General features: G+C 69.8%; 12 protein-coding genes and 1 rRNA gene. 10 read left to right on the top strand and 3 right to left on the bottom strand.

The features are described 5' to 3' along the window. The first annotated feature begins 161 nt into the window (after positions 1 to 161). The 9 genes from rrf (at position 162) to ACZ6TU_RS04530 (ending at position 7,246) form a co-directional block, all read left to right on the top strand. Positions 162 to 278, top strand: a 5S ribosomal RNA gene (gene rrf / locus ACZ6TU_RS04570). Positions 279 to 340: 62 nt separating this feature from the next. Beyond that, positions 341 to 985, top strand: a complete 645-nt coding sequence (locus ACZ6TU_RS04565) for an HAD family hydrolase (protein ID WP_467672540.1) — start codon at positions 341 to 343, stop codon at positions 983 to 985. 75 nt (positions 986 to 1,060) lie between these two features. Further along, the gene (locus ACZ6TU_RS04560) at positions 1,061 to 2,278 is read left to right on the top strand and encodes an MFS transporter (RefSeq protein WP_467672538.1); all 1,218 of its coding nucleotides are present in this window, start codon (positions 1,061 to 1,063) and stop codon (positions 2,276 to 2,278) included. Further along, the gene (locus ACZ6TU_RS04555) at positions 2,229 to 3,401 is read left to right on the top strand and encodes an acetoin utilization protein AcuC (protein WP_467672536.1); all 1,173 of its coding nucleotides are present in this window, start codon (positions 2,229 to 2,231) and stop codon (positions 3,399 to 3,401) included. The genes ACZ6TU_RS04560 and ACZ6TU_RS04555 overlap by 50 nt, the downstream gene beginning before the upstream one ends. A 101-nt stretch (positions 3,402 to 3,502) precedes the next feature. Next, positions 3,503 to 4,318 (top strand): phosphatase, encoded by an 816-nt coding sequence (locus ACZ6TU_RS04550; protein ID WP_467672534.1) that lies wholly within the window; start codon positions 3,503 to 3,505, stop codon positions 4,316 to 4,318. Between the two features lie 129 nt (positions 4,319 to 4,447). After that, positions 4,448 to 4,660: a helix-turn-helix domain-containing protein gene (locus ACZ6TU_RS04545; protein WP_004984898.1), complete on the top strand. Its 213-nt coding sequence runs from the start codon at positions 4,448 to 4,450 to the stop codon at positions 4,658 to 4,660. Positions 4,661 to 4,813: 153 nt separating this feature from the next. Further along, positions 4,814 to 4,912, top strand: coding sequence for a 30S ribosomal protein bS22 (locus ACZ6TU_RS04540; protein WP_003948845.1), 99 nt, complete (start codon positions 4,814 to 4,816; stop codon positions 4,910 to 4,912). A 202-nt stretch (positions 4,913 to 5,114) separates the two neighbouring features. After that, positions 5,115 to 6,176 carry an NAD-dependent epimerase/dehydratase family protein gene (locus ACZ6TU_RS04535; RefSeq protein ID WP_467672532.1) on the top strand — a complete coding sequence of 354 codons (1,062 nt, stop codon included), beginning with the start codon at positions 5,115 to 5,117 and terminating at the stop codon, positions 6,174 to 6,176. Positions 6,177 to 6,190: 14 nt separating this feature from the next. After that, entirely contained in the window at positions 6,191 to 7,246 is a 1,056-nt protein-coding gene (locus ACZ6TU_RS04530) for a lysophospholipid acyltransferase family protein (protein ID WP_467672530.1), read from the top strand. Between the two features lie 81 nt (positions 7,247 to 7,327). Here ACZ6TU_RS04530 and ACZ6TU_RS04525 read toward each other — a convergent pair whose 3' ends face one another. The 3 genes from ACZ6TU_RS04525 to ACZ6TU_RS04515 all read right to left on the bottom strand — a co-directional run bounded on the left by ACZ6TU_RS04525 (position 7,328) and on the right by ACZ6TU_RS04515 (position 10,863). Beyond that, positions 7,328 to 8,575 (bottom strand): DUF5667 domain-containing protein, encoded by a 1,248-nt coding sequence (locus tag ACZ6TU_RS04525; RefSeq protein ID WP_467672528.1) that lies wholly within the window; start codon positions 8,573 to 8,575, stop codon positions 7,328 to 7,330. Positions 8,576 to 8,811: 236 nt separating this feature from the next. After that, complete coding sequence (locus ACZ6TU_RS04520; protein ID WP_037671603.1) at positions 8,812 to 9,582, bottom strand: ECF subfamily RNA polymerase sigma factor, BldN family; 771 nt, start codon at positions 9,580 to 9,582, stop codon at positions 8,812 to 8,814. Between the two features lie 363 nt (positions 9,583 to 9,945). After that, positions 9,946 to 10,863, bottom strand: coding sequence for an HAD family hydrolase (locus tag ACZ6TU_RS04515; RefSeq protein WP_467672526.1), 918 nt, complete (start codon positions 10,861 to 10,863; stop codon positions 9,946 to 9,948). Positions 10,864 to 11,025: 162 nt separating this feature from the next. Between ACZ6TU_RS04515 and ACZ6TU_RS04510 the strand changes: the two genes are divergently transcribed. Next, complete coding sequence (locus tag ACZ6TU_RS04510) at positions 11,026 to 11,304, top strand: glutaredoxin family protein (RefSeq protein ID WP_436730732.1); 279 nt, start codon at positions 11,026 to 11,028, stop codon at positions 11,302 to 11,304. Positions 11,305 to 11,557: the final 253 nt, after the last annotated feature.

The following is an 11,557-nucleotide window of genomic DNA, read 5'->3' as shown; positions in this document are numbered from 1 at the left end:
GTTGATAGGCCGGATATGGAAGCACGGTAACGTGTGGAGTTGACCGGTACTAATAGGCCGAGGGCTTGTCCTCAGTTGCTCGCGTCCACTGTGTTGGTTCTGAAACCACGAACAGCCCCATGCCAGGTCACGGTATGGTGTGGCTGACAGTTTCATAGTGTTTCGGTGGTTATAGCGTAGGGGAAACGCCCGGTTACATTCCGAACCCGGAAGCTAAGCCTTACAGCGCCGATGGTACTGCAGGGGGGACCCTGTGGGAGAGTAGGACGCCGCCGAACAATTCTTGGGAAAACCCCCGCATCTTCGGATGCGGGGGTTTTCTGCGTTTAGGGTCGAAGCTATGCGTCATGACCTCGTGATCTTCGACAACGATGGTGTCCTCGTGGACAGTGAGCCCATCTCCAACCGGCTCCTGGCCACCTATCTGACCGAGCTCGGGCACCCGACGTCCTACGAGGACTCCCTGCGCGACTACATGGGCGCTGCCATGCACCGCGTACACGACCTCGTGGCGGAGCGGACCGGGCAGCGGCTACCGGTGGACTTCGACGACGTGTTCCACGCTCGGGTCTTCGCGGCCTTCGAGCGGGACTTGAAGCCGGTGGCCGGCGCCGAGGAGGTCCTCCAGAAGCTCGCCGCCGACTCCGTGCCGTACTGCGTGGCGTCGTCCGGGAGTCATGCGCGGATCCGGGTGGGGCATAGGACGACCGGGCTCGATCGGTGGTTCGACGAGGGGCGGATCTTCAGCTCGCAGGATGTGGGGAGGGGGAAGCCGGCTCCCGATCTGTTTCTGTACGCGGCCGAGCGGATGGGGGTCGCGCCGGAGCGATGTGTCGTCGTCGAGGACAGTCCGCTGGGGGTGCAGGCGGCGGTTGCGGCAGGGATGGACGTGTACGGGTTCACCGCCATGACGCCGGCGGAGCGGCTGTCCGGAGCCGGGCGGCTCTTCTCCGACATGGGCGAGCTGACTGAGCTGCTCATGTGAGGGCGCGGAAGCTGAACCAAATTCATCTTTGGCTGGATCTACCCACGAGTAAGCCGGGGCCCTACGCTCGCGGCCATGACTGATGTGCTGCGGCGTGGCAGGGCCTCGTTGGCGTTCGGCTTCTTGGTGCAGGGAGTCGCCTTCGCTCTGCTCGTGACGCGGATTCCGGCCATCCAGGATCGGTACGGGGTCTCCGACGCACTGCTGCCCGCCTTCCTGGCCGCCGTGCCGATCCTCGCGGGGGTCGGGAGCGTGACCACCGAGCGGCTGGTGAAGCGGGTGCGGCCGAGCCGGCTGCTGCGGTGGTCGCAGCCCGTGGTGCTGTTGGCGCTGCTCGGGGTCGGGGCCGGGGAGCGGATGGTGGAACTGGGGGTCGCGCTCGCGGCGTTCGGGCTCGCCGTCGGGGTGCTGGACGCGTCGATGAACATGCTCGGGGTGAGCCTGCAGCGGTCGTACGGGCGCAGCATCATGCTCAGTTTCCACGCGGCCTACAGCCTGGGCGGGATCGTGGGGGCCTCGCTGGCATGGGTGGGGGCGCACTGGGATCTGGCGTTGTGGGTGTCGTATCTGCCGGTCGTGGCGGCACTGCTGCCGGCGGTACTGGTGGGGAGCCGGTGGTACGTCGACGACGAGGACGCGGCGCCGGCGGTGGAGGAGAAGGCGGGCGAGGGCCAGGTCGCCGTCTTCACGTTGCTGCTGCCGTTGTGTCTGGTGATGACGGTCGCCTATATCGGGGACTCCACGGTCTCCAACTGGAGTGCGAAGTACCTGCAGGATGTGCTCGGCTCGTCGGAGCAGATGGCCACCGTGCCGTACAACGTGTACATGGTCACCACGCTGCTGGGGCGGGCGATCGGGGACCTCGGGGTGCGGCGGTTCGGGGCGGTCGCGGTCGTGCGGGGTGGGGCGCTGGTGGCGGCCGGTGGGTTCGCGGTGGTGGCGGGGGCGCCCGGGGCGTGGGTGGGGATGCTGGGGTTCACGCTGCTTGGGCTGGGGCTGTGTGTGCTGGTGCCGCAAACGTTCGCGGCGGCCGGCAGGCTGTTCCCCGGGGCTTCGGATGCGGCCGTCGCGCGACTGAATGTCTTCAACTATGTGGGGTTTTTGATCGGTTCGCCGTTGGTCGGTGCGCTCGGGGACGCGTGGGGCTACCGCGGGGCCATGCTTGTGCCGATGGTGTTGGTGCTGGTGACGCTGGTGTACGCCCGGTCGTTCGCTGCTCAACCGGACCGATACGGTGGCGGGCATGAGCGGCCGCGCACAGCTGATGTGGGACGAGGCAGTAACGGGTTATGACTTCGGTCCGGGGCATCCGATGGACCCGGTCCGGCTGGCCCTGACCCGGGGACTGGTCGATGCCTTCGGGCTGGACCGTGAGGTGGAGGTGGTCGCCGCCAGGGCGGCCGGGGAGTCGACGTTGCGGCTCGTCCACCGGGAGGACTACATCGAGGCGGTGAAGGCCGCGTCGGCGGAGCCGGGGGCGGCGGACCAGTCGTACGGGCTGGGGACGATGGACGATCCGGCCTTCGCCGGGATGCACGAGGTGTCGGCGCTGATCGCCGGGCAGTCGGTGGGGGCCGCGGAGGCCGTGTGGCGCGGTGACGCGCTGCACGCGGTGAACTTCGCGGGTGGGCTGCACCACGCGATGCCGGGTGGGGCGTCCGGGTTCTGCATCTACAACGACGCGTCGCTGGCGATCGCCCGGCTGCTGGAGCTCGGGGCCGAGCGGGTGGCGTACATCGACGTCGACGTGCATCACGGGGACGGGGTGCAGGCGGCGTTCTGGGAGGACCCGCGGGTACTGACGATCTCGCTGCACGAGCATCCCCGGACGCTGTTCCCGCAGACCGGGTGGCCGGAGGAGACCGGGGCGGACTCGGCGGAGGGCTCGGCGGTGAACGTGGCGCTGCCGGCCGGGACCGGGGACGCCGGGTGGCTGCGGGCGTTCCACGCGGTCGTGCCGGAGCTGATCGCCGACTTTCGGCCGCAGGTGCTCGTGACGCAGCACGGGGCCGACACGCACTTCGAGGATCCGCTGGCGCATCTGGCGGTGTCGCTGGACGCGCAGCGGGCGGTGCAGGTGGCCTGTCACGACCTGGCGCACGAGTACGCGGACGGGCGTTGGGTGGCGCTGGGCGGGGGCGGATACGCCGTCGTGGACGTCGTGCCGCGGTCGTGGACGCATCTGGTCGGGGTCGCGGCGGGCCGGGCCGTGGAGCCCGAGGCGATGATTCCCGAGGCCTGGCGGCAGGAAGTGTTCGCCCGGACCCGGCAGTTGGCCCCGGCGCGGATGACGGACGGGCGCTGGCCCGTGTCCTTCCCCGGATGGGAGGAGGGGTACGACCCTGCGGACCGGCTGGACCAGGCGGTGCTGGCGGCTCGGCGGGCGGTGTTCCCGCTGCGGGGGTTGCTGGCCTGACCGGGTGGGGCCGGCCGGGGTGCTGCCCCTCTCGTAGGCCGACCGTGCGGTGTTCCCCGGTTCTCGGGACACGTGGGGTTCCTGTCGCGCACGATCTCCTCGTGCTGACCCCCGAAGCCCTTCGTGCACACCTGGTGGGCGCACGCCTCGCCGGGACCGTGGCCACGCCTCGGGAGGAGAGCCTGCGGAGCTACCGGCTGTTCGCCGCCCGGGATCCCCGGGTGCTCCTCGGGCTCGATCCCGAAGGAGCCTGGAGCCAGCGGGATTTGATCGAGCTGATGGCGGACCGGTGCGGGGTTTCGGCCGATTTCCGCCGGATTTCCGGCCAGGATGTGATCGATCCGGAACGCACCCTGGCCGCGCTGGACGCCTTCGCGGAACGCCTCGCCGAGGCCGCCCGACGGAGCGCGCCCGTGCTCCTCGGTACCGGGCACCCCCACCGGCTGCTCGGTTTCTACGCCGCTCTGGCAGACGCGCTGTCGGCGGCGGGGTGTGAGGTTCTCACCCCGGCGCAGGGTCGCTGTGTCGACATAACGACCCGGTTCGGCCTACGCACGTACAACCTCGACTACGTACGAGGAGTCGCGCTGGTGCGGGGCCCCGGTGGGGAACGCCCCGGTTGTGAGCCCGGCGCACATACGCACTCACCCCTCCCGGTTCGTACCGTGCTGGCCGCTGCCGCGGAGGCCGGCGAGCCCCTTCCCGTGCTGGTCATCGGGGACCACGGGTGGGTCTGCGGAGCAGGTCAGCTGGGGTTCGAGGCCATCGGGCCGGCCGACACCGACGACCCCGCCCTGTTCGTCGGTGAGGCGGAGGGGTCCGTCTCCGTCGTTGTTCCACTTGATGACGGCGTGCGGTCTGATTACTACCTGCCGCTTACCCGCTACGTACTCAATCGAGCGTGTCTGTCACAGTAGGCCGCCGATGGGTGCACCTCTTCCCCACTCGCATCACCCGCCCCTACATTGGGGAGTGAGCACGCAGCGACGAAGAGTCACCGGAAGGGGAAGCCGGTGGCCGTCGAGTGCGGAAGGTTCAGGTGTGTCATGGCTGCAGCTGGCGAGAGGCCTCTGAACGAGGTTCAGTTCCTTACCGTGGCGGAAGTCGCCTCGGTGATGCGAGTGTCGAAGATGACCGTGTACCGGTTGGTGCACAGCGGTCATCTGCCCGCGATCCGTGTGGGGCGGTCCTTCCGCGTCCCGGAGCAAGCGGTTCACGAGTACCTCCGCGAGAGTTATGTGGGGGTGGAAACCGCCTGACGGCTGGGGCGGGGTGATCCCTCACAGGGCACTCGGGATCACCCTGGCCCCCTCGATTACGACCTCAGCGCTCGGACGGGTAGGCTGGCCCCTCGTAGGTCGTGTGGGCCCCGGCGCCCAGCACCGAGTGATGAGAAGTGAGCGAGGGTAGTCGTGGGCTCTGTTATCAAGAAGCGGCGCAAGCGGATGGCCAAGAAGAAGCACCGCAAGCTGCTCAAGCGCACGCGCGTTCAGCGTCGCAACAAGAAGTAAGTTCGCGACGCGGACGCCGCGAGAGCGTTGCTGTGGCCCCCCACCCACCGGTGGGGGGCCACACGTGTTCCGGCTCGTACGTCCGGCTGCTTCCGTCACTTCGCGCATCGGGCGGTCATCACAGCGCAACACCGACCCGCTAAGTTGGCCCCACGGGGGAACGCGGCGGGGCAAGAGGTTTTCTGGAAGGAAGGCGCTGATCTTGGGCAAGGTCGTGCTCGTGACCGGTGTGGCCCGCCAGCTGGGGGGCCGGTTCGTACGGCGGATCCAGCGTGACCCCGAGGTGGACCGGGTCGTCGCCGTGGACGCGGTGCCGCCCGAGCACCATCTGGGCGGCGCGGACTTCGTCCAGGCCGACATCCGGCAGCCCGGAATCGCGCGGGTGCTCGCCGAGACGGGCGCCGACACGATCGTCCACCTGGACGTGACGGGCACGCCGCTGGGCAGCGGCAACCGGGCCTCCCTGAAGGAGACCAACGTCATCGGCACCATGCAGCTGCTCGGTGCATGCCAGAAGTCCCCGAACGTGCGGCGGCTGGTCGTGAAGTCCAGCACCAACGTCTACGGGTCCGCGCCCCGCGACCCGGCCGTCTTCACCGAGACGACTCCGCCCAAGTCCCTGCCCAGCGGCGGCTTCGCCAAGGACACGGTGGAGGTCGAGGGCTACGTCCGCGGCTTCGCGCGCCGTCGGCCCGACGTGGCGGTGTGCGTGCTGCGGTTCGCCAACATCCTCGGCCCGACCGCGGACACCCCGCTCGTCTCGTACTTCGCGCTGCCGGTCCTGCCGACCGTGTTCGGCTACGACCCGCGGCTTCAGTTCGTGCACGAGGACGACGTGATCGAGGTGCTGCGGATCGCCTCGCACGAGCCGCGGCGGGGCACCCTCAACAGCGGCACGTTCAACATCGCCGGTGACGGCGTGCTGCTGCTCTCGCAGTGCTCCCGGCGCCTCGGGCGCCCCACCGTGCCCCTGCTGCTCCCGGCCGTCACCTGGGCGGGCTCGCTGGTGCGTACGCTGGGCATGACGGACTTCTCGCCCGAGCAGATCCGGCTGCTCACCCACGGCCGGGTCGTGGCCACGGGCCAGATGCGCGAGACGCTGGGATTCCAGCCCAAGTACACGACGGCGGAGACGTTCGCGGACTTCGCACGCAGCCAAGGTCCCGGACTTCTTCCGCCGGAGGCCCTTGCGGGGGCCGTCGACCGGATCGCCGCGCTGCCCCTCGCGGGCGGCGGCCACCCCCCGACGCAGAGCGCCAACTGAGGAGCGCATCAACGATGGCGGATGCCAAGGTCATTCCGTTCGACGACGACCGGTCCCGCGGGGGCGCCGTGCAGCGTCCGCAGCGGCGCCGGAGCGCGGGGAACCGGCGCCCCGGCACGGAGTCCGCGCCGGTCCGTGAGGTGCAGCCCCTGCCCACCAGGACTGTTCCGCAGGATGATGTTCCTGTGACATCCGAGGAACAGCCGCCGGAGGGGCTCCAGGGCGGCGAGGGCGGCCTGGAGCGGCGTATCGCGGGCGGCCTGGCCTTCCTGCGCCGCCGCCTCACCGGGGACTACGAGGTCGACGACTTCGGCTACGACGAGGAACTGACCGACCAGGTCCTGATGTCCCTGCTGCGCCCGCTGTACGAGAAGTACTTCCGGGTGGAGGTGAAGGGCATCGAGAACATCCCGTCCGAGGGTGGCGCCCTGATCGTCGCCAACCACTCCGGGACGCTGCCGATGGACGGCCTGATGATGCAGGTCGCCGTGCACGACAACCACCCGGCGGGCCGGCATCTGCGGCTGCTCGCCGCGGACCTGGTGTTCATGCTGCCGGTGGTCAACGAGCTGGCCCGCAAGCTCGGTCACACCCTGGCGTGCGCCGAGGACGCGTCCCGGCTGCTGGAGCAGGGCGAACTGGTCGGGGTGATGCCGGAGGGCTTCAAGGGCCTCGGCAAGCCCTTCGCGGACCGCTACAAGCTCCAGCGCTTCGGCCGCGGCGGTTTCGTCTCGACCGCCCTGCGCGCGGGGACGCCGATCGTGCCCTGCTCGATCGTCGGGGCCGAGGAGATCTACCCGATGATCGGCAACGCCAAGACGGTCGCCCGGCTGCTGGGTTTCCCGTACTTCCCGGTCACGCCCACGTTCCCGTGGCTCGGGCCGCTCGGCGCGGTTCCGCTGCCGACCAAGTGGACGATCCAGTTCGGCGAGCCGATCCCCACGGACGGCTATCCGCCGGAGGCCGCCGAGGACCCGATGCTGATGTTCAACCTGACCGACCAGGTCCGGGAGCAGATCCAGCACACCCTGTACAAGCTGCTGGTGCAGCGCCGGTCGGTCTTCTTCTGAGGCAGTGCGTACGACCGAGGCCGTGCCTACGACGATGGGGGCGCCCCTTTCGAGGGGGCGCCCCCACTGTCGTACCGCCGGCTAGTTCGCGTCCTCGCTGTCGATGCCCAGCCCGGGCAGCAGATCGGGCAGGAGCGGCGGGAGCGTCACGTCCGGCTCGGGGACGGGCGTGTTGCCTTCCGCCGACGGCGAGGTGCTCGTGTCGCCCTCCTGCGGTGGGTCGAGCAGGCCGCCGGTGTTGCCGCCGAGCAGGCCGTCGCTGTCGCTGCCGGAGCCGGCCGAGCGGCTGGGGCTACCGCTGTCGGCGTTTCCCTCGTCGGAGTGGCCGCGGCCGCTGTCGCTGGGCCGGGCCGACCGGTCGGTGGCCGAGGAGCCGGTGGAGGCCGACTCGGAGACGCCCTGCCGGTTGCCTTCGCCGCCGCTCGGGGCCGGGGGCTCGGGCAGCAGGGACCGCAGCGGGGCGACGTCCTCCTCTATGGCGTCGAACACCGACGACACCTGCTCGCTGACGTCCCCGAGCTGGACGGGGAGCCTCTCGCGCAGTTCGCCCCAGGCCGCGCGGTGGGAGCGGGAGAACGAGGACAGGGCCTGGATGGGCTCCAGGGAGTCCGGGTCGCGCTCGTACGCCTCGCTCAGCAGCCGGTGGCCCTCCGACGCGTCGTGCCGCATGCCGGACAGGGCGCGGCGGATCTCGCCCAGGGACTCGTGGTCCAGCGGGCCGCTGCGGCCCCGCTCCATCAGGCGGCGGGCTTCGCTGAGCCGGGTGGAGGCGTGGTCGAGATGGACCCGGCCGCGCTCGTCGACTCCGTCGGCGAGGCCGAGTTTGACGTCCTCGATGCCGCGCTTGAGGCCGTAGAGCGAGTCGCCGGGCAGGGCGTCGGAGCTGGCGGCGGCGGCTCCGCCGAAGGCGCTCGCGGCGACGCCGACGCTGAGCCCGCCCGCGGTGAGGCCCTTGGCGAGGCGGGACCGGGGCCGCAGCTTCTTCAGTGGGGTCGCGCGGTGGGCGCCGCGGGCCCGGGGAGAGCGCTGTTCGGGGACTGTTCGGTCCGTCGCCCCGCCTCCCGCGGCGCCCTCCTGGAGCATGGCCTCGAACGCGGCCACCAGCTGGGCCCGCTGGACGACCTTGACCTCCGGGTCGAGCTCCGGCTTGGGCAGCGCGCCGAGACCGGAGGCGAGCGCCAGCTGGCGTGCCTGTTCGGTCCGCTCCGCAGCGGCCGGGGCCGGTGCCGATCCTTCGGACTGCTCGGCCGCCGTGCCCTGCTCGGACTGCTCCTGAAGGGCCTGGGCGAAGGCGTTCGCCCGCCGGTGCGCCGATACGTTCGCGATCACTGGCGGCACCTCCTCTCGTCATGACGGTCGACTCCCCAGGGGGTCCTGAGGGTTACACACCCTGACCACGACCGCACGATCGAGTGATCGGGGCCGGTCAGGGGGTGACCACAGGGAGCCTGCATCCCGCACAACGAGCGGCGCGGCACTTGGGTTACGGACGCCGCATGATCGGATGCCGAAGTCAACAGACTTTCACGGAACGTGAGTTGACCGTCGCCGAGCGTGCGGCCCGATCAGCGGGCGTCTTCCGGGAGGAGCCGGGCGAGAGTGCGGACGGCCCGGTACTGGAGGGTCTTGATGGCGCCCTCGTTCTTGCCCATCACACGGGCGGTCTCGGCGACGGAGAGGCCCTGGAGGAAGCGGAGTGTCACGCACTCCTGCTGCTGGGGGTTGAGTCGCCGCACGGCGTCGAGCAGGGCGGCGTTGGAGAGGGACTCCAGGACGGAGTCCTCGGGGGAGCGCTCGACCTCGTTGGCGTCGAGCATCTCGCCGGTGGTGACCTCGAGGCGGAAGCGGCTGGACTTGAAGTGGTCCGCCACGAGGTTCCGGGCGATGGTGACCAGCCAGGCGCCGAAGTCGCGGCCCTGCCAGGTGAACGTGCCGATGCGGCGCAGGGCGCGCAGAAAAGTCTCGCTGGTGAGGTCCTCGGCGGTCGCCTTTCCTCCGACCCGGTAGTAGATGTACCGGTAGACGGTGTCGCTGTATTGGTCGTAGAGACGGCCGAAGGCGTCGGCCTCGCCGGCCTGGGCGCGCTCCACGAGGTCCATCATGCGGGCGCTGTCGCTGTCCGCCGCCGGCCGTCGGGCGGTGGCCGCGCCGGACGGGCGCCCTCGTCTGCCGACCGCGGCGCTGCCGTCGGCCAGTGCATAGCACGGGCCGACGGGCGCGGCGGTGGCGAATGCGGGGCCGGCGTACGCGGTGGGGACGAAGCCGCGCAACAGGTCGAGGACCGTTGCGCGCAGCGTAGCCAGGCCCGAGGCGTCAACCCCGACGTGTGGGTACACGGGACTCCCAGAGGCAGAGCTTCCATCACGTGCAGTGCGGGACCTTTCACCCGTCGTAGCGACGGAGGGGTACCGGTTTGCGTCTGAGGAGAATAACGCTTCGTGTAGGCCCCGCTACACCGAGTTGCTCAAATCATCGATTACGTCGCTTCCGTAACCGATTGACGCCGCATCAAGTGCCGGAGCGTGACCGGTTATTGATCGGAAAGGTTCGAATTGAGGCTGAGTCCGGGGCGTGTTGTGGCCGTGTGCAGCCAAGAGGACTGGATACGAGGTTGTGGGGGTACGCCAGTTGGATTTACGGGGTTTGTCATCCCTAAACGAAGGTGTCCCGGATTGATCGGCCGTCGGCTTGATCGCTCGTCAGCGGCGACGGCGGTGCAGGGCGATCGCCGCCGCCGTGCCGCCGGCCACCGCGCCCACGCCGGCCGCGGCCGGGATGCCGACCTTGGCCGCCTTGCGGCCGGTGCGGTAGTCGCGCAGGCGCCAGTCCAGGTCCCGGGCGTGCTTGCGCAGCTTGGAGTCCGGGTTGATGGCGTAGGGGTGGCCGACCAGGGACAGCATCGGGATGTCGTTGTGCGAGTCGCTGTAGGCGGCGCAGCGGCTCAGGTCCAGGCCCTCGGCCGCGGCCAGCGCGCGGACCGCCTCGGCCTTCGCGGGGCCGTGCAGCGGTTCGCCGACCAGCTTGCCCGTGTAGACGCCGTCGACCGACTCGGCGACCGTCCCCAGGGCGCCGGTCAGGCCCAGTCGGCGGGCGATGACCTGGGCGATCTCGACGGGGGCCGCCGTGACGAGCCAGACCTTCTGGCCCGCGTCCAGGTGGGCCTGGGCCAGGGCGCGGGTGCCGGGCCAGATGCGCTCGGCCATGTACTCGTCGTAGATCTCCTCGCCGATCGACTGGAGCTCGGCGACGCGGTGGCCCTTGACGATCGACAGGGCCGAGTCGCGGGCCTCCTGCATGTGTTCGGGGTCCTCGACCCCGGCCAGCCGGAACCACGCCTGCTGCCAGGCGAACCGGGCGAGGTCGCGCGTCTCGAAGAACTTCCGCTTGTACAGGCCCCGTCCGAAGTGGAAGAGGGCGGCGCCCTGCATGACGGTGTTGTCCAGGTCGAAGAAGGCGGCGGCCTGGACGTCGCCGTGGACCGGGAACTGCGGTTCCTCGGTCGTGCCGGCGGCCTCCTGTGAGGACTTGCGGGCAGCCTCCGCCGAGGCCTCGCCTGCCAAAACGCTCCGCGCCGTGGCGGAGCGCCTACGGGGAGTGAGCCATCCGAGAGCGGCCATGGCGTGAGCATAGCCAGTTTGTTCGGGGGTTCCGGAGTCGAGAGGTTTGGAGCGTGTGAACTCTCGGCGAGTGTGTCGTCAAAGAGACCGAACGTGGCGGACGTGGTCGGCGTGTCCGCTTCCGCTTTCGTGAGTGTTCCCCTCGTTCGCCTGCGCGCGACAATGGCCGACATGAGTCCCCTCTTTCGTCGCAGGCCCCCCCGGGACCGGCTCGTCACCCTGATCCGCAAGCCCGGCTGTCATCTGTGTGATGACGCACAGGTCGTCGTGGAGAAGGTGTGTGGTGATCTCGGCGTCCCCTGGGAGCAGAAGGACATCACCGAGGACCGGGAACTGCACGACCGGTACTGGGAACAGATCCCGGTCGTGCTGGTGGACGGCAGGCAGCACACGTTCTGGCGCGTGAACGAGGACCGCCTGCGCAAGGCACTGACCGACTGATCCCGACCGGTCCCGCAACTGACCGAGCAGTCCAAAGGGCCCGCCGGCTCGCTTAGGATCGACGGTGGCTGGTCTCGGGGGCGGGATACACAGAGGAGAGTGTGCGGTTTTGCCCCCAGAAGTAAAGGAACTGTGGTGCGTATGCGCCGGTTCCCCACGAGTGCGCCGGGGGCGCGTGACCCCGGTCACGTTGGCCGGGCAAATCGGACACCATCTTTGTGCACGCGTTCACAAAGACATAGCCTGCTTTCGA

The sequence above is a fragment of the Streptomyces sp. NPDC052064 genome, assembly GCF_055585925.1.
This window is presented reverse-complemented; position numbering and strand designations above follow the sequence as displayed.

Excerpts from the sequence above, each read along its gene's own strand:
- ACZ6TU_RS04555 (WP_467672536.1), top strand. The coding sequence starts at position 2,229 with ATGAGCGGCCGCGCACAGCTGATGTGGGACGAGGCAGTAACGGGTTAT.
- ACZ6TU_RS04565 (WP_467672540.1), top strand. The coding sequence starts at position 341 with ATGCGTCATGACCTCGTGATCTTCGACAACGATGGTGTCCTCGTGGAC.
- ACZ6TU_RS04545 (WP_004984898.1), top strand. The coding sequence starts at position 4,448 with ATGGCTGCAGCTGGCGAGAGGCCTCTGAACGAGGTTCAGTTCCTTACC.
- ACZ6TU_RS04530 (WP_467672530.1), top strand. The coding sequence starts at position 6,191 with ATGGCGGATGCCAAGGTCATTCCGTTCGACGACGACCGGTCCCGCGGG.
- ACZ6TU_RS04560 (WP_467672538.1), top strand. The coding sequence starts at position 1,061 with ATGACTGATGTGCTGCGGCGTGGCAGGGCCTCGTTGGCGTTCGGCTTC.
- ACZ6TU_RS04510 (WP_436730732.1), top strand. The coding sequence starts at position 11,026 with ATGGCCGACATGAGTCCCCTCTTTCGTCGCAGGCCCCCCCGGGACCGG.
- ACZ6TU_RS04515 (WP_467672526.1), bottom strand. The coding sequence starts at position 10,863 with ATGGCCGCTCTCGGATGGCTCACTCCCCGTAGGCGCTCCGCCACGGCG.